The sequence below is a fragment of the Actinosynnema sp. NPDC059797 genome (genome assembly GCF_042732085.1).
GTDB lineage: Bacteria > Actinomycetota > Actinomycetes > Mycobacteriales > Pseudonocardiaceae > Actinosynnema.
Genome location: NZ_JBHWIE010000066.1, coordinates 1 through 19,235 on the forward strand (window position 1 = coordinate 1; position 19,235 = coordinate 19,235).

The following is a 19,235-nucleotide window of genomic DNA, read 5'->3' on the forward strand; positions in this document are numbered from 1 at the left end:
TTGTCGTCCGCCGGGGCCGGGCTCGTGTTCCGCCCTGTACCCCCTTTTTCCGGTTTCGGGACCGGGGCGTGGGGTCGTGAGCGCTGAACTCGGGGGTCCCGGAGGTACGACACGGTCGACCTGGACGTACGACTCGCGCGGTAGCCAGGGGGGTCAGGCGCGGGTGAGCACGCCGCACGCGCCGGCGCACGCGCAGCCGCCGCAGCCGCCGGCCGGTTCCGGCTCGGGCAGCGCCGCCGCCGCCCGGTGGCCGACGAGGCCGCCCGCCACCGCCACCGCCACGCCGCCGAGCAGCCCGATCAGGCTCACGACCACCGCGATCACCGCCGTCGGGGCGAACAGCACGACCACGCCGCACACCAGCGCGACCGCGCCCGCACCCACGTTCGGCACCCCGGCGACCCGGTTGGCCAGCGCGAACGCCTCGTCGTCGCGCAGCGCGGCCTTCGTGCGCACGCCGACGAAGGGGTTGCGGCGCAGCCGCCCGCGCAGGCCCAGGGAGCCGACCACCGCGAAGGCGACACCGACCAGACCCAGCACCACAGCCAGCAGGATGTTCACCCTGACGAGGGTAGGCCGCACCACCGCACCCCCCGGCACCAGCCCCGACGTGAGGTTCGTTGCAGTTCGCTTGCACCGCGCTGATACCGTGGAGGCATGAGCAAGGCCCGCCTGCTCCTTATCTAGCCGCGCAGACCTCGCAAGGCAAGGTCGGCGCGGCAACCCCTCATGCCCGAGCAGGGCTGGGGGGTTTCGTCATGTCAGGGGGCCTACCGTTGGAGAGGGACATCCCGATGAGCACCGACGCGGCGGACGAGAAGCCCGCCTTCCGCTACACCGCCGAGCTGGCGGGCGAGATCGAACAGCGGTGGCAGCAGCGCTGGGAGGAGCAAGGCACCTTCCACGCGCCGAACCCGGTCGGCCCGCTCCAGGGCGAGGTGCCCGCGGACAAGCTGTTCGTGCAGGACATGTTCCCCTACCCGTCGGGCGCCGGCCTGCACGTGGGCCACCCGCTGGGCTTCATCGGCACGGACGTCTTCGCCCGGTACCACCGGATGAACGGCCGCAACGTGCTGCACACGATGGGCTTCGACGCCTTCGGCCTGCCCGCCGAGCAGTACGCCGTCCAGACCGGTCAGCACCCCCGCAAGACCACCGAGGACAACATCCAGACCTACCTGCGGCAGATCCGCAGGCTGGGCCTGGGCCACGACGAGCGCCGCCGCATCTCCACGATCGACCCGGCGTACTACAAGTGGACCCAGTGGATCTTCCTGCAGATCTTCAACTCCTGGTACGACCCGCAGCGGGGCAAGGCCCGGCCGATCGCCGAGCTGGAGGCCGAGTTCGCCTCGGGCGCCCGGGAGACCGGCGGCGAGCCGTGGGCCGACATGACCAACGCCGAGCGGCAGAAGCTGCTGGGCCGGTACCGCCTGGCCTACCTGTCCGAGGCGCCGGTGAACTGGTGCCCCGGCCTGGGCACCGTGCTGGCGAACGAGGAGGTCACCGCGGACGGCCGCAGCGAGCGCGGCAACTTCCCGGTGTTCCGCCGCAACCTGCGCCAGTGGATGATGCGGATCACCGCCTACTCCGACCGCCTGATCGACGACCTGGACCGGCTGGACTGGCCGGAGAAGGTCAAGTCGATGCAGCGGAACTGGATCGGCCGCTCCCACGGCGCGCGGGTCAGGTTCGCGGTCGAGGTCCCGGGCGACGGGGCGGAGCCCGTCGACATCGAGGTCTTCACCACCCGCCCGGACACGCTGTTCGGCGCCACCTACGTGGTGCTGGCCCCGGAGCACCCGCTGGTGGACGTCATCACGGCGCCCGAGCGGGCCGGCGCGATCGAGGCCTACCGGCGCGAGGTGTCCCGCAAGTCCGACCTGGACCGGCAGGAGAACAAGGACAAGACCGGCGTCTTCACCGGCGCCCACGCCACCAACCCGGTCAACGGCTCCCCGCTGCCGGTGTACGTCGCGGACTACGTGCTGATGGGCTACGGCACCGGCGCGATCATGGCCGTGCCGGGCCAGGACCAGCGCGACTGGGACTTCGCCAAGGCCTTCGACCTGCCGATCATCCGCACCGTGCAGCCGCCGGACGACTTCGACGGCGAGGCCTTCACCGGCCAGGGCCCGGCGATCAACTCCGGCTTCCTGGACGGCCTGGGCGTCGACGAGGCGAAGAAGAAGGTCATCGCCTGGCTGGAGGAGCGCGGCCGCGGCGAGGGCACCGTGCAGTTCAAGCTGCGCGACTGGCTGTTCTCCCGGCAGCGGTACTGGGGCGAGCCGTTCCCGATCGTCTACGACGAGGACGGCGCGCCGGTGGCCGTGCCGGAGTCGATGCTGCCGATCGAGCTGCCGGAGGTGGACGACTACTCGCCGCGCACGTTCGACCCGGAGGACGCGAACTCCGAGCCGTCCCCGCCGCTGTCGCGCGCCGAGGAGTGGGTGACCGTCGAGCTGGACCTGGGCGACGGCCCGAAGCAGTACCGCCGGGAGACCAACACGATGCCCAACTGGGCGGGTTCGTGCTGGTACCAGCTGCGGTACGTGGACCCGACCGAGGACGAGCGGTTCGTCAACCCGGAGAACGAGCGGTACTGGCTGGGCCCGCGCGCCGCCGAGCACGGCGCGGACGACCCGGGCGGCGTCGACCTGTACATCGGCGGCGTGGAGCACGCGGTGCTGCACCTGCTGTACGCGCGGTTCTGGCAGAAGGTGCTGTTCGACCTGGGCCACGTGTCCGGCGACGAGCCGTACCGGCGGCTGTTCAACCAGGGCTACATCGAGGCGTACGCCTACACCGACGCGCGCGGCGCCTACGTGCCCGCCGAGCAGGTGGAGGAGCGCGACGGGAAGTACTTCTTCGGCGACGAGGAGGTCCGGCGCGAGTACGGCAAGATGGGCAAGAGCCTGAAGAACGTCGTCACGCCGGACGAGATGTGCGCCAAGTACGGCGCGGACACGTTCCGGCTGTACGAGATGTCGATGGGCCCGATGGACGTGTCGCGGCCGTGGGCGACGAAGGACGTCGTCGGCGCGCAGCGGTTCCTGCAGCGGCTGTGGCGCAACCTGGTCGACGAGAACACGGGCGAGCCCCGCGTCACCGACGAGGACCCGGGCGAGGACGCGCTGCGCCTGCTGCACAAGACCATCGCGGGCGTGCACGAGGACTACGCGAACCTGCGCTACAACACGGCGGGCGCGAAGCTGATCGAGCTGAACAACCACGTCACCAAGCACTTCCCGGGTGGCGCGCCGCGCGCGCTGGCCGAGCCGCTGGCGCTGATGCTGGCGCCGCTGAGCCCGCACGTGGCCGAGGAGCTGTGGGCGAAGCTGGGCCACGCCGAGTCGCTGGCCCACGGCCCGTTCCCGGTGGCGGACGAGGAGTACCTGGTCGAGGACACCGTCGAGTACCCGATCCAGGTCAACGGCAAGGTGAAGGCCCGCGTGGTCGTCGCCGCGTCGGCGTCGCAGGACGAGGTCAGGACGGCGGCGCTGGCCGAGGACAAGGTGGCCGAGCTGCTGAACGGCGGCGAGCCGCGCAAGGTGATCGTGGTGCCGGGCCGGCTGGTGAACGTCGTGCTGTGAGGCGCGCGGGGCGTCGGGGGCGGGTCGTCGGGTCCGCCCCCGGCGTCACGGCCGGGAGTTCACGGCCGGGAGTTCACGGCCGGGAGTTCACGGTCGCGGGGTCACGGTCGCGGTAGCTGGGCGGCGACCTCGGCCAACGCGTCGAGCAGCTCGGGGTCGACCGTGCCGGCCGCCGGTTCGGCCTCGGCGATGGCGATCGTGGTGTCCCGGATCTCCGACCAGTAGTGGGCGGCGGTGAACGACACCTCGGCCATGCCGGTCAGCGCGGTGCTGAGCGGTCGCACGTCGCCCGAGCCCTCCGCGCCGATCACCCGGTCGAACTGCCGCGCCTGGTTGCGGCCGGGGAAGGTCACCCAGGCCACCGACACCACCGAGGCGTTGCCCGCGCCGTCGCCCACGGCCAGCAGCAGCCGGTCCAGCGCCGTGCACGGGTGACGCGCGAAGAAGTCCTTGACCCGGCCGAACGAGTTCTCCAGGCAGTCCGGCTCCTGCTTGAGCGCCTGCTTCTCCACGCGCACGCCCAGGTGCCGCATCGCGCCCTCGGTGTCGCCGCCGCGGGCCGATCGCTTGGCGTCCCACTTGAGCACGCCGATGCTGGTCACGGGCGCGACGCCACCGGCGCCGCCCGCGCCCGAGTTCAACGCGGCGCCGCCCGCCCCGCCTGCCCCGGCGAGGACGACCAGCACCGCGGCGACTAAGGCGACCCCTCCGCCGCCGGATCCCTTGTTCGAGCCCACGATGATCCCGCCCCGGGGTCGTTCAGGTCGTTCGGACGCCCCATGCAACCCCGTTCCCCGCGGTCCGGTTGCGCCCGAACGGGGAAAAGCCCTCGAACGGACCAGCAGGTGTGCCCGGAAGTCGCAGCTCACCGTTGCGGAGGGAGACCCATGTCGCCCAGCAGGTCGGCCAGCATGGAGTCGAACAGGGGTCCCGGGTTGGCCACCGCGAACGGGAAGCGACCGAACACCTCCAGGGCCACGTGCCCGTACAGGCGCACCCAGGACTGGGCGATCCGGTGGACCGCGCCGAGCGTCAGCGCGCTCTCGTCCACCTCCACCCCCTGCTCGTGGACCGTGGCCGCCAGCACCTGCCGGAACGCCGCCAGGTCGGCGTGCAGCTCGGCGGGGACGTCCTCGGCGACCTCCGGGGTCAGCGGGTGCGCCGCGATGAGCTTCCCGGCGACCTGGAGGAACACCCGGCCGAACTGGTCGCCCACCTGGCCCGCCGCGCCGGCCTCGCACGACCCGATCCTCGCCTCGGTCGAGGCGAACACCAGCGCGAACTCCTGCGGGTGCCCCAGCGCCCAGCGCCGGAAGCCCCGGCACACCGCGTAGACCTGCGCGGCCACGTCGTCCGGGGGCAGGTCGCGCAGGCCGGCGTCCAGCTCGGTGGCCAGGTCGGTGCAGATGTCGTCGGCGAGCTTGAGCAGCAGGTCCTCGCGCGAGTCGTAGTACCGGTACAGCGCGGGCGCGGTGATGCCGAGTTCCCGGGCGATGGCACGGAGCGTCACAGCGTCCCGCCCGCGTTCCACGAGCAGGGCACGGGCCTGACGGCGGATGTCGCGCTCCGTTTCGGCGCGCAGCCGCTCTCGGCGGGTGGCCTCGGTCATATGTCACCTGATCGGGTTGTAAACGGTGTTCACCGGGGTATAGCTTCCAGGCCTGCTTAGTGAACGGTGTTTACGGATTTCACGCCATTCACGCCACGTTAGCCCATCAGCCTGGGAGGACGCGTGTTCGCGAAGTGGGGATCGCTGGCGTACCGCCGCCGCTGGGTGGTGCTGATCTCGACGGTGCTGCTCGCCGTGGTCGGCGGCGTCTGGGGCCTGGGGGTGTTCGACAAGCTCGGCCAGGGCGGGTACGAGGCCCCGGACAGCGAGGCCGCGCGGGCCAACCAGGTCGCCCAGGACGCGTTCGGCCGCCAGGGCGGTGACGTGCTCGTGGTCTACGGCACCGCCGACCCGGCCCGGCTCCGGGAGATCGGCGCGCGGCTCGCCGAGCTGCCCGACGACGCCGTGCTCAGGGCGCAGCCGCCGATCCCGTCGCCGGCCGGCGACAAGGCGCTCGCCGTGATCACGCTCCGCTCCGGCGACTCGAACGAGCAGATCAAGCAGTACGACCGGATCGCCCGGCAGCTCACCGTCGACGGCGTCGACAGCCACGTCGGCGGCCTCGTGCCGACGCAGAAGGCCATCAACGACATGTCCGCCTCCGACCTCACCAAGGCCGAGGCCGTGTCGCTGCCGATCGTCCTGCTGCTGCTCGTGGTCATCTTCGGCGGCCTGGTCGCCGCCTCGCTGCCGGTGCTGGTCGGCGGCCTGGCGATCCTCGGCTCGCTCGGCGTGCTGCACGCGGTCTCCTACGGCGCGGACGTCAACTCGTTCGCGGTCAACGTGGCCAGCCTGCTCGGCCTCGGCATGGCCATCGACTACGGCCTGTTCATGGTCGGCCGGTTCCGCGAGGAGCTGGCCGCCGGCCGCGCCACGCCCGACGCCGTCCGCCGCACGGTCATGTCCGCGGGGCGCACCGTGCTGTTCTCCGCCACCCTGCTCGTGATCGCCCTGGCCGGCCTGCTGCTGTTCCCGCACGGCTTCCTGAAGTCGCTGAGCTACGGCGGCATGTCCGCGGTCGCCATCGCCGCCCTGGTCTCGCTGACCCTGCTGCCCGCGCTGCTGGGCGTGCTCGGCCACCGCGTGGACAAGCTCGCCCTGCCGTGGCGCAAGGACAAGGTCCCGTCCGAGGCCGGGTGGCGGCGGCTGGCCGGCCGCGTGATGAAGCGCCCGGTGCTGTTCGCGCTGCCGATCGTGGTGGTGCTGCTCGCGCTCGGCGCGCCGTTCCTGAACGTCAAGTTCGGCGAGGTCACCGAGAAGGTGCTGCCCGAGGGCAACCCGGTGCGCGTCGCCGCCGAGTCCATCAACACCGACTTCGCCGCGCTGTCCAACTCCGGGCTGAAGATCGTGGTCACCGGCGATCCGGCGGCGGCCGACGTGCAGCGGTTCGCGGCCGAGGTGGGCGAGGTGCCGGGGGTGGGCGAGGCGCAGCTCGCCGCCGAACCGGCCAACGGGACGTGGCTGATCAACGCGGGCCTGGAGCAGGACGCGCTGAGCGACCGGTCCAAGCAGGCGCTGCGGGACGTGCGGGCGCTCGACGGGCCCGGTGACGAGGTGCTGGTCGGCGGCAGCACGGCGATGGTCTCCGACAGCCTCGACGCGATCGCCGACCGGCTGCCGTGGATGGTCGCGCTGCTCGTCGGCGCCACGTTCGTGCTGATGTTCCTCGCGTTCGGGTCCGTGCTGCTGCCGATCAAGGCCGTGGTGATGAGCGCGCTCAGCCTGTCCGCCACGTTCGGCGTGCTCGTGTGGGTGTTCCAGGAGGGCCACGGCGCCTCGCTGCTCGGCGTGACGCCCGCGCCCCTGGAGTCCGGCATCGTGGTGCTGATGGCGGCCGTCGTGTTCGGCCTGTCCACCGACTACGAGGTGTTCCTGCTGTCCCGGATGGTCGAGGCGCGCGGGCGCGGCGCGTCCACCGAGGAGGCGGTGAGCGCGGGCCTGGCCAAGACCGGCCGGGTGATCACCGCGGCCGCGCTGCTGCTGATCGTGGTGACCGGCGCGTTCGCGTTCTCGCAGATCACCATGATGCGGTTCGTCGGCGTCGGCATGATCCTCGCCCTGGCGCTGGACGCCACCGTGGTGCGGGTGCTGCTCGTGCCCGCCGTGCTCAAGCTGCTCGGCGACGCCGCCTGGTGGGCGCCCGGACCGCTGCGGCGCATCCAGGAGCGCCTGGCCATCCACGACGAGGCGCCGGCGAAGGACGGGGGGAAGGTGCCGCAACCCGCCTAGCCCACCTCGAAGGCGACGGCCTCGGCGCGCGAGCCGGGGTCGTCGTCGTTCAGGGCGCTGAGCTGGAACGTCGCCAGCACCTCGTCGTCCGCGCTGTCCAGCACGGTCGCGGTCCTGCCGGTGGCGAGGAAGACGCGGCGGTCGCCCGGCGGGATGGCCAGCGACCGCGCCGCGAACGGCAGGCTCCGGGAGGTGCGGGTGGCCGTGTCGACGACCGCGACCGACCGGTCGAGCGCGACGTAGACCCGCCTGCCGTCCGGGGTGACCGCGATGGTCCCCGCGCCCCGGCCGACCGGCGTGGACCACACCACGCGCGCGGTGAACGGGTCGACCATCGACACCGTGCCGGTCCCCCGCCCCAGGTCCAGCGAGCTGACGTACAGGGCGTCGCCGCGCGGGCTGACCGCCACGTGCTGCGGCAGGCCGCCGACCTGGACGGTGGCCTCCGGGGTCGCGGCCGCGGTGTCGAGCACGCGGACCGTGCCGTCCTGGGCGTTGGCCACGTACAGGTGACGCCCGTCCGGCGACACCGCGAGGCCGAGCGGCTGACCGCCGACCTCCACCGCGGCGACCACGCGGAACGCCACCGGGTCCACCACCGCGACGCTGCCGCTGCCGCTGACGTAGAGCCGCTCGCCGTCCGGGCGCAGCACCGCGTGGGCCAGCGGCGCGCCGGCGTGGAGGCGGCCGACGACCTCGCCCGAGGCCGGGTCGACCGCGGTGACCGTGCCGGACCAGCCGTGGACGACGTAGACCCGGCGCCCGTCCCGGTCCACCGCCGCGCCGGTGGTCCGGCCCCCGGTGGCGGCCGTGCCGAGGACCGTGCCGTCGGAGGTGTCCAGGACCTGGAGCCTGCCCGCCTGCGTGACCACGTACGCGCGCGGCGCGGTGGTGTCGGCGACGGTGACGACCCGGGAGAGCGGCTGACCCGCGGAGAGCGCGGCGGCGAGCAGGAGGGCGGCGGTGCCGGTGGCAGCGGTGCGTCGTCGTCCCCACATGGTCGGATGGGAACACCACCGCACGCTCGCCTCCACTCGGGAGACACGTGCAGGTGATATTTGCGCCGGTTCGGGTGGTCCACCCGGCCCTCGCGGGTGCGCTGCCGCCCGCGACGGCGGGACGGGCGGCAGCGGGGAACCGCGTGCGGCCGTGCGCCCGGCGCCGGTCGCTCGGGGGGCGAAACGACCGACGCCGGACCCCTGCCGGTGCTCGCGCACCGGTGGTCGTGCCCCGACGACGTAGAGAACTACACCAGGTTGACGCAGCCGGCCGGGATTTGGCTCCGCGGCACGGCGAAACAACCCGAAATAGCTTTACTTCCCCCTGGTCGCCACCAGCTTGGCGTAACGGGTGCCCGCCGTCAGGAGCACCAGGCCCGCGCCGATGAACGCCAGCACGCGCGCGATCCCGTCCAGCGCGGCCAGGTCGAACAGCAGCAGCTTCGCCACCGCCGCCCCCACCAGCACCAACCCGGCCACCCGCAGCGACCTGCGGTCGATGCCCCGCACCAGCAGCACCAGCGCGGCCACCGTCCACGACACCGTCACGATCGTGTGACCGAAGAGGAAACCGGTCACGTCCTGCGACACCAGCAGGGCCGCGCACAGCACCACCCCGGCCGCCGCGTACAGCAGCACCACACCCGCGACGACCCACGGGAGCGGGCGGCGGTCGAGCACGCCCAGGTCGGCGGCGAACCACGGCAGCACCACCGCCAGCACGCCCAGGACCAGCGCGGTCAACATGCCCGCGACCAGGAAGCCCGGCGTGTCGGGGTGGCGCGGCACGTCGAGCAGCAGCCGCGGCGGCACCGCCTGCTCCAGCGCGAGCAGCAGGCCGATCGCGCCGAACGCGCCCGCGCCGAGGAGCGGGCCGCGGGAGGGCAGCACCCTGGCCAGGAACGCCAGGACCAGCGCCTCGGCCAGGACGACCGCGGCGCGCGCGCTGCCGTCCAGGGCCAGCGCGGTCGCCAGGAAGGCCGCGAACACCCCGACCGCGCCCGCGCCGGCCGTGAAGTTCACCGGCAGCGCCCGGCGCCCGACGGCCCACACGGCGACCATCACCACCGCGACGGCACCGGCCACACCCGCGGCCGGACCCCGGTCCAGGACGGCGGTGGTCAGCAGGGCGGGCATCGGCGAGCCGACCGCCAGGCCGACCGCCGTCGCGTCACCGGGGCGGACCCGCGCGGTCAGCACGGCCGAGGCCACCCCGACCGCGGCGGCCACCAGGGCGATCGCGGCGAGGGTGCGCTGGTCCTCCGGGCGGCCCAGGCACAGGACCACGGCGAGCAGCGGCGGCACCCCGGCCGCGACCGCGAGCCACGGCCAGTCGCGCTTGAGGTGGACCGGGCTCGCGGCGATCTTCAGGACCAGCAGGAACGCGACCAGCAGCGGGGTGAAGCCCGAGGTCAGGACGGGCGCGCAGGCGGCGCACGCGGCCACCGTGCCGATGGCCAGCACCGACGAGTCCCAGCGCAGGGCGAGGAGCAGTCCGCCGCCCGCGATGACCAGCCCGGCCACCAGGCCGCCGCCCGCGGGCAGGTACTCGTAGATCGAGGTGGCGGCGATGACGTCGAGGTAGAGGACCGCGATGCCGGTGGCGGCCAGGGCGAACGCGCCCGTGCGGTTGGCGGGGGCGCGGTGCAGGCGGAGGCCGGTCGCGACCAGGACCAGGCCGAGCGCCGCGCCGCCCAGGACGCGGGGCAGCGGGCCGAGGTAGCCGCGCTGGACCGCGAGGACCAGGAGGAGGACGACGCCCAGGAGGGTGACCGCGCCGCCGACCCAGGCGAGGAGCTTGCTGCCCGCGCCGTCCTGGCCGAGGCGGTCGAGGAGGGAGGGGCGCGGTGGCGGCGGGGTCCAGGTGGGGGGCGGTGCGCCCCAGCCCTGGTTCGGGTGGCCGGGGTTGAAGGGCGGCGGCGGGGCGGCGGGGGCGGTGAACGGGCCCGGGGTGGTCGGCCCCGGTTGGGCGGAGGTGCCCGGTCGGGTGGCCGGGGGCGGGGCAGGGGCGGACGCCGGGGCAGGGGCGTGGGGCTGCGCCTGCGCCTGGGTGTGGGGCTGGGCCGGGGTGTGGGGCTGCGCCGGAGCCGGGGTGTGGGGCTGGGCCGGGGCCTGCGTCTGCGCGTGGGCCTGGGGCTGGGCCGGGTCCGGGCCGGTGGTGGGGCGCGAGGAGGCGCCCGGTTCGGCGAGCCGATCAGTGGCCTGGCTGCCGGCGGCCTGGCGATCAGTGGCCTGGCTGCCGGGGGCCTGGCTGCCGGTGATCGGGTTGCCGGTGGTCGGGTTGCCGGTGACCGGGTTGGTCGGGGCGGTGCGGGTGGGCGAGTCGGCCGCGGTGGGGATCGGCTCGGGAGTGCGGGCGCCGCCGACCCGGTGCAGCTCCCGTCCCACGACCTCCAGGCGGCGGCCCAGGTCGCTCAGCTCGTCCGCCAGCCGTACGAGGGGGTCCTGTCCGATACCTGTCATGTGAGCAGGGTCGCTCCCGATCGGTGTATCCGGCATCCGTACCTCTACTCAGGTCGCGTACCGAACCGGTCACACCACCACCCTCCGGGCCTGGCAGAGTGCGAGGGGTGACGGTGCTCGTGCTCGGCTCGGCCAACGCCGACCTCGTGGTCCCCGTGCCCCACCGCCCCGGCGCGGGCGAGACCGTGCTCGGGGGCGACACGGTCGTCCTGCCCGGCGGCAAGGGCGCGAACACCGCCGTCGCCGCCGCGCGGCTCGGGGCCCGGGTCGCGTTCGTCGGGGCGGTGGGCGCCGACCAGTACGGCGACCTGCTGCGCGACTCGCTGGCGTCCGCGGGCGTCCGCACCGACCTGCTGCGCACCTCCACCCGCCCGACCGGCCTCGCCTACATCACCGTCACCCCGGACGGCGAGAACTCGATCGTGGTCGCGCCCGGCGCGAACTCCGACGTGGGCGACTCCGACGTGGACGCGCTGACCTGGGACGACGTCTCAGTCCTCGTCTGCTCGCTGGAGGTGCCCGTGGGCACGGTGGCGCGCGCGGTCGAGGCGGCCGCCGGGCGCGGGGTGCGGCCGGTGCTCAACCTGTCCCCCGTGGTGGAGGTCCCGCCGGCGACGTTGGCGCTGCTGGACCCGCTCATCGTCAACGAGCACGAGGCGGCGGCGCTGGCGGGTTCGCCGGAGGGCCTGCTCGCGCTGGGCCCGAAGTCCGCCGTGGTCACCCTGGGCGCGCGGGGCGCGCTCGTCGTCACGCCCGGAGGGGTGACCGAGGTGGAAGCGCCCGAGGTGTCGGTCGTGGACACCACCGGCGCGGGCGACGCGTTCGCGGGCGCGCTGGCGGCCGGCCTGGCCGACGGCGAGCCGCTGCCCGACGCCGCACGGTTCGCCGCCCGGGTCGCGGCCCTCTCGGTGACGGCGGCCGGCGCGCAGCCGTCCTACCCGACGCTGGACCGGGTGCGGAAATCCGGGTGAGCCCCGGCCGGTGAGTCGGGATCATCCGGGTGTGGAAGGCAGCGGTGGCAACCGGTTGACGTGGGCGGAGGTGCCCGGGCACGTCCGCGCGGCGGTGGAGGCGGGCATCGGCGACGAACCCGACGAGTTCTCCGGGTGGGCGCGGCTGGCGGCGGACCCGGCGCCGGGCGTCGACCCGTGGGCGCTGGACCGGCTGGACGAGCTGGTCGAACTGGAGTCGCGGTGGGCCGCCGCGACCGCCGGGACGTCGCTGGTGCACGCCGACCTGCGGGCCGACAACGCGCTGCTGACCTCTTCGGGTGACGTGGTGTTCGTCGACTGGACGGGCGCGGCGGCCGGTGCGCCGTGGGTGGACCTGGTCCTGATGCTGCCCAGCGTGGCGATGCAGGGCGGGCCCGAGCCGCAGGAGGTGTGGCGGACCTCGCCGCTCGCCCGCGACGCCGACCCGGACGCGGTCACCTCGGTGGTCGCGGCGATCACCGGCTACTTCGCGCACCGGTCGCTCCAACCCGCGCCGCCGGGACTGCCGACGCTGCGGCCGTTCCAGGCGGCGCAGGGGCGACCGGCGCTGCGGTGGTTGCGGCAGCGGTTGGGGTGAGGTGGCCGAGGCGGCGGGGCTGGGGCGGGACGGGCGCGGGCGGCGGTGAGACGGCGGCTGCGGCCCGGGTGGCGGCCGGGTCGGGTCTCGTAGTGGGGTTGGGGTAGCGGGCGGCGGCCGGATGGCGTTGGCTCGTGCTTACGCCACGTCCAGCCGAAAGGTATGGTCTAGACCATGTCGAGCGTGCGCCGCAGCGGTGTCGGGGTGAGTTCCGGTCGGGCTTCCGGGCCCGTGGTCCTGGTGGCCGAACCCCTGGGTGAGCCGCCCGCCGGGCCGGCACCGACCGACCCCGCGACCGAGGCCGCGCGCATCCGGCCCGCCGCGGACGTCGTGGTGCGGCGGTTGGAGGAGCGGGCGGCGTCCGCCACCGGCGACGCCAAGGCCGTGCTGGAGACCACCGCCGCGATGGCCGCCGACCCGGCGCTGCTGTCGCAGGCCGAGAACCTGGTGACCGCCGAGTCGCTGCCCGCCGCGCGTGCCGTGCACCAGGCCGCCGCCGGGTTCATCTCCGCGCTGGAGGCCGCCGGCGGCTACATGGCCGAGCGCGCCCGCGACGTGCGCGACGTGCGGGACCGGCTGGTCGCCGAGCTGCTCGGGGTGCCGGAACCGGGCGTGCCCGCGCTCGCCGAGCCGTCCGTCCTGGTGGCCCGCGACCTCGCGCCCGCCGACACCGCGGGCCTCGACCCAGCCAAGGTGCTCGCGCTCGTCACCGAGGAGGGCGGTCCCACCTCGCACACCGCGATCCTGGCCCGGTCGCTCGGCATCCCGGCCGTGGTGGCGTGCCGGGGCGTGCTCGACCTGGGCGCGCCCGCCCTCCTCGTGGACGGCGACAGCGGCGTGGTGCAGGTGTCCGACGGCACGGTGCTCGCGGCGCACGTGGCCGGGCGCGCGGAGTGGAACGGGATCGGCGTGCTGCGCGACGGGCACCGGGTGAAGGTGCTGGGCAACGTGGGCTCGCCCGCCGACGCCGTGGCGGCCGCCGCGGGCGGCGCGGAGGGCGTCGGCCTGTTCCGCACCGAGTTCTGCTTCCTGTCCGCGTCGGCCGAGCCGTCGGTGGAGGACCAGCGCGAGGCGTACGGGGCGGTGCTCGCGCCGTTCGAGGGCAAGCCGGTCGTGGTGCGCACCCTGGACGCGGGCGCCGACAAGCCGCTCGCGTTCCTCGAACCCGACCCCGAGCCCAACCCGGCGCTGGGCGTGCGCGGCCTGCGCGTCGCCTTCGACCGGCCCGAGGTGCTGGAGCGCCAGCTCGAGGCCATCGCCCTGGCCGCCGCGGACACCGGGGCCGACGTCTCGGTCATGGCGCCGATGGTCGCCACCGCCGCCGAGGCCGCGTGGTTCGTCGAACGCGCGCGGGCGGCGGGCATCCCCCGGGCCGGCGTGATGATCGAGATCCCGGCGGCGGCCCTGGTGGCGCGCGAGATCTTCGCCGTCGTCGACTTCGTGTCCCTGGGCACCAACGACCTGGCCCAGTACCTGTTCGCCGCCGACCGGCAGGTGGGCGCGGTGGCGGCGCTGAACGACCCGTGGCAGCCGGCGCTGCTGCGCCTGGTCGAGCTGGTCGGCGCCGCGGCCACGGCCGCGGGCAAGCCGCTGGGCGTCTGCGGCGAGGCGGCCTCCGACCCGCTGCTGGCGTGCGTGCTGACCGGGCTGGGCGCGACCAGCCTGTCGATGAACCACACCGCGCTGGCGGCCGTGGGCGCGAAACTGGCCACGACCAGCTTCGACCTGTGCCAGCTCGCGGCCCGGGGCGCGCTCAACGCGGCCGACCCGGCGGCGGCGAAGCTCGCCGCCCGCGCGCCCCACTGACCCGGGTCACCTCCCGCCGGCGGGGTGGCACGCCTCGACCAGGGCGTCGCGCACCAGCCCGATCAGCGGGTGGTCCGCGCTGCCCCGCCGCACCGCCGCCACCACCCGGCGCAGCGGGGCCGCGCCCCGGACCGGCACGCCGCGCACCCCGTCGCCGGCCCCGCCCCGCCCCGGCTCGCACCGCACGAGGTCGCCGCGCAGCGCGTTGCGCGGCACCAGCGCCACCCCCGCCCCCGCGCGCACCAGCGCCCCGATGGCCCGGAAGTCGTCGGACGTGTGCGTGATGCGCGGCGCGAACCCGGCCTGCGAGCAGGCCAGCTCGACGACGTCGCGCACCGGGTTCCCGGGCAGCGTGGCCACCCAGTCCTCGTCCGCCAGGTCCGCGAGGTCCACCTCGTCCGCGCACGCCAACCGGTGCCCCGCGGGCAGCACCACGTCGAACGGCTCGGTGTAGAGCGGGAACCGGGTCAGCCTCCGGTCGTCCGCGCGCAGCCGGTACCCCTCGGTGATCGCCAGGTCGATCTCGCCGTCCAGCAGCAGCGGCACGCTGGCGTGGCCCTCCACGTCCCGCACCCGCAGCGCCACGCCCGGCGCGCGCACCCGCAGCGCCGCCAGCGCCGGCGCCACGACCTGCGTGATCGCCGACGCGAAGCTGCCGACCTCCACCCGACCGGTCGTCCCCGCCGCGAACGCCGCCAGCGTCGCCCGCGCCCGCTCCAGCTCGGCCGCCACCGCGTTGGCGTGCCCCACCAGCAGCTCGCCGGCCGCCGTCAGCGACACCCGGCGGCCCCGGCGGCGCAGCAGCGCGTGACCCACCTCCGACTCCAGCGCGGCCAGCTGCTGCGACACCGCGGACGGCGTGAGGTGCAGCGCCCGGCCCGCCGCCGTCACCGTGCCGTGGTCGGCGAGCGCGCGCAGCACCCGCAGCCGTCGTGGGTCGATCACCGGGACATCCTCGTCGGGGTGGCGGGGCGGCGCAGCGGGTACCCGGGATCGGTGGACGGGAAGAGGAAGTTCCGGATCATCGCCACGGCCTGCGCCTCAGGCGTGCTCGTGCTCGGCTTCGCCCTGCCCAGCCTCCGCGAGGGCTCCTTCAGCGTGAACGGCTCGGCCATCACCTCGATGGTGGTGATCTCGCTGCTGCTCGGGTCCTTCCTGGGCGGCCCCGGGCCCGACCGACCGCGCGGGTCGGCCGGGCCCGGGGGCGGGTCCTAGCTCGCGCCCATCCGCTCGCGGGCGGCCACGAAGGCGTCCACGGCCCGGTTCACGTCGTCGGTCGAGTGGGCCGCCGACATCTGGGTGCGGATGCGCGCCCTGCCGTGCGGCACCACCGGGTAGGAGAAGCCGATCACGTAGACGCCCTGCTCCAGCAGCAGGTCGGCCATGCGCGTCGCCTCCGCCGCGTCGCCGATCATCACCGGGATGATCGGGTGCTCGCCCGGCAGCAGGTCGAAGCCCTCCGCGGTCATCCGCGACCGGAACAGCGCGGTGTTCTCGCGCAGCCGCTCCAGCAGCTCGCCGGACGACTCCAGCAGGTCCAGCGCGGCGATCGCGGCGGCCGTGACGGCCGGGGCCAGCGAGTTGGAGAACAGGTACGGCCGCGACCGCTGCCGCAGCATCTCCACGATCTCCGCCCGACCGGACGTGTAGCCGCCGCTCGCGCCGCCCAGCGCCTTGCCGAGCGTGCCGGTGACGACGTCGACCCGGTCCTGGACGCCGAACAGCTCGGGCGTGCCGCGGCCGGTCGGGCCGGTGAAGCCCACCGCGTGCGAGTCGTCCACCATGACCAGCGCGTCGTACCGGTCGGCCAGGTCGCAGATCTCGTCCAGCGGCGCCAGGTAGCCGTCCATGGAGAACACGCCGTCGGTGGCGATCATCCGGTAGCGGGCGTCGGCGGCGTCCTTGAGCTGCCGCTCCAGGTCGTCCACGTCCCGGTTCTTGTAGCGGTACCGGCGGGCCTTGGACAGCCGCACCCCGTCGATGATCGACGCGTGGTTCAGCTCGTCGGAGATGACCGCGTCCTCCGCGCCGAGCAGCGTCTCGAACAGGCCGCCGTTGGCGTCGAAGCACGAGCTGTAGAGGATCGTGTCGTCGGTGCCCAGGAACTCCGACAGCTTGCGCTCCAGCTCCTTGTGCGGTTCCTGCGTGCCGCAGATGAACCGGACCGACGCCATGCCGAAGCCCCACCGGTCCAGCGCGTCCCGCGCCGCCCCGACCAGCCGGGGGTGGTCGGCCAGGCCCAGGTAGTTGTTGGCGCAGAAGTTCAGCACCTCGGCGCCGCCGCCCACGCGCACGGCGGCGTCCTGGGGGCTGGAGATCACCCGCTCCGCCTTGTAGAGGCCCGCCGCGCGGATCTCGTCCAGGCCGGTCCGCAGGTCCTCGCGCATCGCGCCGTACATCAGTGGGCTCCCGTCCAGTCGAGGATGACCTTGCCGCACTTGCCCTCGCGCGCCGTGGCGAACGCCTTGTCGAACGACGTGTAGTCGAACCGGTGCGTGATCACCGGCGACAGGTCCAGGCCGCGCTGGAGCAGCACCGACATCGAGTACCAGGTCTCGAACATCTCGCGGCCGTAGATGCCCTTGATCTGGAGCATCTTCAACACCACGGCGCCCCAGTCCACCGGGAACTCCCCGGCGGGCAGGCCGAGCATCGCGATCCGGCCGCCGTGGGCCATATTGCCGATCATCTCCTGGAGGGCGATCGGCTTGCCGGACATCTCCATGCCCACGTCGAAGCCCTCGGACATGCCCAGCTCGGACTGCGCCTCGGAGATGGTGCGCTCGGCGACGTTGAGGGCGAGGTCGACGCCGACCTCGCGGGCCAGCTCCAGCCGGGGCTCGCTCACGTCGGTGATCACCACGTTGCGCGCGCCCGCGTGCTTGGCCACGGCCGCGGCCATGACGCCGATCGGGCCCGCGCCCGTGATCAGCACGTCCTCGCCGATGACCGGGAACGACAGCGCGGTGTGCACGGCGTTGCCGAACGGGTCGAAGATCGCCGCCACGTCCAGGTCCACGGGCGCCCGGTGCACCCACGCGTTCTCCTCGGGCAGCACCACGTACTGGGCGAACGCGCCGTCCCGGTGCACGCCCAGGCCGCGGGTGTTGGCGCACAGGTGCCGCCGGCCCGCCTTGCAGTTGCGGCACGTGCCGCAGACCAGGTGGCCCTCGCCGCTGACCAGGTCGCCGACCGCCACGCCGGTCACCGCGGCGCCGGTCTCGACGACCTCGCCGACGAACTCGTGCCCGAGCACGAGCGGCGCGTGGATGTTGTGGGCGGCCCAGTCGTCCCAGGAGTCGATGTGCAGGTCGGTGCCGCAGATGCCGGTGCGCAGCACGCGGACGACGACGTCACCCGGACCAGGGGTGGGGTCCGGCACGTCGGTCAGGGAGAGGCCAGGCCCGGCTGTTGCCTTGACCAGTGCTTTCATGGCGCGCAGTCTGCCGCCGGCCGGTGGTGCGGTCCATCAGGACTTTCTGAATTCACTCGTAAGTTCCGCTTCACTGGTGATGTTGCGGACCATGCCGCCGAACACCAGCCCGTGGAACGGCCACACCAGCCACCAGTACGCGTGCCCGGCCAGGCCGCGCGGCACGAACACCGCCCGCTGCCGGTAGGTCGAGCCGCCGGCGCGGCCGGGCAGCACCTGGAGCTCCAGCCACGCCAGGCCGGGCACCCGCATCTCGGCGCGCAGCCGCAGCAGCCGGCCCCGTTCGACCTCCTCGACGCGCCACCAGTCCAGCGCCTCGCCGACGTGCAGCCGCCGCGGGTCGCGCCGCCCGCGCCGCAGGCCGACACCGCCGACCAGCCGGTCCAGCCACCCGCGCACCGCCCAGGCCAGCGGGAACGAGTACCAGCCGTGCTCGCCGCCGATGCCCTCCACCACCTCCCACAGCCGCTCGGGCGGCGCCGGGGTCGACCGCTCCCGCACGTCGAGGTAGGACGACCCGCCGGACCAGCCCGGGTCCGACGGCAGCGGGTCCGACGGCGCGCCCGGCACCGAGGCGCCCGACCAGCGCGTCTCCACGTCCGCGTCCCTGATCCTGGCCAGCGCCAGGGCGACGGCCTCGTCGTAGCCGGTCGTCGGGCCCGGCAGCAGGTCCTCGATGTCGCGCTCCCGGCACACGACCTCGTGCACCAGCGACTCGATCAGCGGCGCGGCGATCGACCTCGGCACCGGCGTGATCAGGTTCACCCAGTGCGACGACAGGTGCGGGGTGAGCAGCGGCACCGGCAGCACCCGGCGCGGGCGCAGGCCGGCGACCCGCGCGTACCGCTTCATCATGTCGAGGTAGGTGAGCACGTCCGGGCCGCCGACGTCGAAGGTCCGGTTCACGTCGGCGGGCAGCCCCACCGCCCCGACCAGGTACCGCAGCACGTCGCGGACCGCGATCGGCTGGATCCGGTTGTGCACCCACCGGGGCGTGACCATGACCGGCAGGCGCTCGGTCAGGTAGCGCAGCATCTCGAAGCTCGCCGACCCGGACCCGATGATCACCGCGGCCTGGAGCACGGCGGCGGGCACCGGGCCGCGCAGGAACACGTCCCCGACCTCCTTGCGGGAGGCCAGGTGGGGCGAGAGCCGCACCCCGGGCGGGTGCAGGCCGCCCAGGTAGACGATCCGCCGGACCCCCGCCACCGCGGCGGCGCGGGCGGTGTTCTCCGCGGCCCGGCGGTCGGCGTCGGCGAAGTCGGGGTCGTTCAGCGAGTGGACGAGGTAGTGCACCACGTCCACGCCGCGCACGGCGGGCTCCAGCGAGGCCGGGTCCAGCACGTCGCCGCGCACCACCTCCACCCGGTCCACCCAGGGCACGTCGCGCAGCTTGCCGGGGTCGCGGACCAGGCAGCGGACCTCGTGCCCCTCGGCGAGCAGCCGCGGCACGAGCCGCCCGCCGAGGTAGCCGGTCGCTCCGGTCACGAGGCAGCGCATGACCCGATCCTGGGGCGAACGGCGCCGTCCCGCAC

General features: G+C 74.4%; 15 protein-coding genes. 6 read left to right on the forward strand and 9 right to left on the reverse strand.

Going from position 1 to position 19,235, the window contains the following annotated elements:
* Positions 1 to 153: 153 nt before the first annotated feature.
* The gene (locus ACFV4N_RS18105; protein ID WP_499673688.1) at positions 154 to 561 is read right to left on the reverse strand and encodes an SdpI family protein; all 408 of its coding nucleotides are present in this window, start codon (positions 559 to 561) and stop codon (positions 154 to 156) included.
* A gap of 233 nt (positions 562 to 794) precedes the next feature.
* Between ACFV4N_RS18105 and leuS the strand changes: the two genes are divergently transcribed.
* Complete coding sequence (gene leuS / locus ACFV4N_RS18110; RefSeq protein ID WP_499673689.1) at positions 795 to 3,593, forward strand: leucine--tRNA ligase; 2,799 nt, start codon at positions 795 to 797, stop codon at positions 3,591 to 3,593.
* A gap of 101 nt (positions 3,594 to 3,694) precedes the next feature.
* Here leuS and ACFV4N_RS18115 read toward each other — a convergent pair whose 3' ends face one another.
* Both ACFV4N_RS18115 and ACFV4N_RS18120 read right to left on the reverse strand, forming a co-directional pair.
* Positions 3,695 to 4,279, reverse strand: a complete 585-nt coding sequence (locus tag ACFV4N_RS18115) for a hypothetical protein (protein WP_499673690.1) — start codon at positions 4,277 to 4,279, stop codon at positions 3,695 to 3,697.
* Positions 4,280 to 4,458: 179 nt separating this feature from the next.
* Positions 4,459 to 5,202: a TetR/AcrR family transcriptional regulator gene (locus ACFV4N_RS18120; protein WP_499673691.1), complete on the reverse strand. Its 744-nt coding sequence runs from the start codon at positions 5,200 to 5,202 to the stop codon at positions 4,459 to 4,461.
* Positions 5,203 to 5,325: 123 nt separating this feature from the next.
* Here ACFV4N_RS18120 and ACFV4N_RS18125 point away from each other — a divergent pair, with 123 nt between their 5' ends.
* Positions 5,326 to 7,431, forward strand: coding sequence for an MMPL family transporter (locus ACFV4N_RS18125; RefSeq protein ID WP_499673692.1), 2,106 nt, complete (start codon positions 5,326 to 5,328; stop codon positions 7,429 to 7,431).
* On the opposite strand, the gene ACFV4N_RS18130 is transcribed toward ACFV4N_RS18125, so the two are convergent.
* The gene (locus tag ACFV4N_RS18130) at positions 7,428 to 8,429 is read right to left on the reverse strand and encodes a cytochrome D1 domain-containing protein (protein ID WP_499673693.1); all 1,002 of its coding nucleotides are present in this window, start codon (positions 8,427 to 8,429) and stop codon (positions 7,428 to 7,430) included. The two genes, ACFV4N_RS18125 and ACFV4N_RS18130, sit on opposite strands and share 4 nt — an antisense overlap.
* Before the next feature lie 315 nt (positions 8,430 to 8,744).
* A complete protein-coding gene (locus tag ACFV4N_RS18135; RefSeq protein ID WP_499673694.1) occupies positions 8,745 to 10,892 on the reverse strand; it encodes a DUF2339 domain-containing protein in 2,148 nt (715 codons plus the stop codon).
* A 113-nt stretch (positions 10,893 to 11,005) separates the two neighbouring features.
* On the opposite strand from ACFV4N_RS18135, the gene ACFV4N_RS18140 reads away from it, so the two are divergent.
* The 3 genes from ACFV4N_RS18140 (at position 11,006) to ACFV4N_RS18150 (ending at position 14,267) form a co-directional block, all read left to right on the forward strand.
* Positions 11,006 to 11,863, forward strand: a complete 858-nt coding sequence (locus ACFV4N_RS18140; RefSeq protein ID WP_499673710.1) for a ribokinase — start codon at positions 11,006 to 11,008, stop codon at positions 11,861 to 11,863.
* A gap of 31 nt (positions 11,864 to 11,894) precedes the next feature.
* The gene (locus ACFV4N_RS18145; protein ID WP_499673695.1) at positions 11,895 to 12,461 is read left to right on the forward strand and encodes a phosphotransferase family protein; all 567 of its coding nucleotides are present in this window, start codon (positions 11,895 to 11,897) and stop codon (positions 12,459 to 12,461) included.
* Positions 12,462 to 12,635: 174 nt separating this feature from the next.
* Positions 12,636 to 14,267 carry a phosphoenolpyruvate--protein phosphotransferase gene (locus ACFV4N_RS18150; protein WP_499673696.1) on the forward strand — a complete coding sequence of 544 codons (1,632 nt, stop codon included), beginning with the start codon at positions 12,636 to 12,638 and terminating at the stop codon, positions 14,265 to 14,267.
* A gap of 6 nt (positions 14,268 to 14,273) precedes the next feature.
* On the opposite strand, the gene ACFV4N_RS18155 is transcribed toward ACFV4N_RS18150, so the two are convergent.
* Entirely contained in the window at positions 14,274 to 15,212 is a 939-nt protein-coding gene (locus tag ACFV4N_RS18155) for a LysR family transcriptional regulator (protein WP_499673697.1), read from the reverse strand.
* A 51-nt stretch (positions 15,213 to 15,263) separates the two neighbouring features.
* Between ACFV4N_RS18155 and ACFV4N_RS18160 the strand changes: the two genes are divergently transcribed.
* Entirely contained in the window at positions 15,264 to 15,482 is a 219-nt protein-coding gene (locus ACFV4N_RS18160; protein WP_499673698.1) for a hypothetical protein, read from the forward strand.
* Here ACFV4N_RS18160 and ACFV4N_RS18165 read toward each other — a convergent pair.
* The 3 genes from ACFV4N_RS18165 to ACFV4N_RS18175 are packed head-to-tail and all read right to left on the reverse strand — an operon-like array spanning position 15,479 to position 19,200.
* A complete protein-coding gene (locus ACFV4N_RS18165; RefSeq protein ID WP_499673699.1) occupies positions 15,479 to 16,666 on the reverse strand; it encodes a glycine C-acetyltransferase in 1,188 nt (395 codons plus the stop codon). The two genes, ACFV4N_RS18160 and ACFV4N_RS18165, sit on opposite strands and share 4 nt — an antisense overlap.
* Complete coding sequence (gene tdh / locus ACFV4N_RS18170) at positions 16,666 to 17,700, reverse strand: L-threonine 3-dehydrogenase (RefSeq protein WP_499673700.1); 1,035 nt, start codon at positions 17,698 to 17,700, stop codon at positions 16,666 to 16,668. Before tdh ends, ACFV4N_RS18165 begins: the two co-directional genes overlap by 1 nt.
* Positions 17,701 to 17,736: 36 nt before the next feature.
* Positions 17,737 to 19,200, reverse strand: coding sequence for an SDR family oxidoreductase (locus tag ACFV4N_RS18175; RefSeq protein ID WP_499673701.1), 1,464 nt, complete (start codon positions 19,198 to 19,200; stop codon positions 17,737 to 17,739).
* Positions 19,201 to 19,235 lie beyond the last annotated feature (35 nt).

Excerpts from the sequence above, each read along its gene's own strand:
- ACFV4N_RS18130 (WP_499673693.1), bottom strand. The coding sequence starts at position 8,429 with ATGTGGGGACGACGACGCACCGCTGCCACCGGCACCGCCGCCCTCCTG.
- tdh (WP_499673700.1), bottom strand. The coding sequence starts at position 17,700 with ATGAAAGCACTGGTCAAGGCAACAGCCGGGCCTGGCCTCTCCCTGACC.
- ACFV4N_RS18175 (WP_499673701.1), bottom strand. The coding sequence starts at position 19,200 with ATGCGCTGCCTCGTGACCGGAGCGACCGGCTACCTCGGCGGGCGGCTC.
- ACFV4N_RS18120 (WP_499673691.1), bottom strand. The coding sequence starts at position 5,202 with ATGACCGAGGCCACCCGCCGAGAGCGGCTGCGCGCCGAAACGGAGCGC.
- ACFV4N_RS18150 (WP_499673696.1), top strand. The coding sequence starts at position 12,636 with ATGTCGAGCGTGCGCCGCAGCGGTGTCGGGGTGAGTTCCGGTCGGGCT.
- ACFV4N_RS18135 (WP_499673694.1), bottom strand. The coding sequence starts at position 10,892 with ATGACAGGTATCGGACAGGACCCCCTCGTACGGCTGGCGGACGAGCTG.
- ACFV4N_RS18165 (WP_499673699.1), bottom strand. The coding sequence starts at position 16,666 with ATGTACGGCGCGATGCGCGAGGACCTGCGGACCGGCCTGGACGAGATC.
- leuS (WP_499673689.1), top strand. The coding sequence starts at position 795 with ATGAGCACCGACGCGGCGGACGAGAAGCCCGCCTTCCGCTACACCGCC.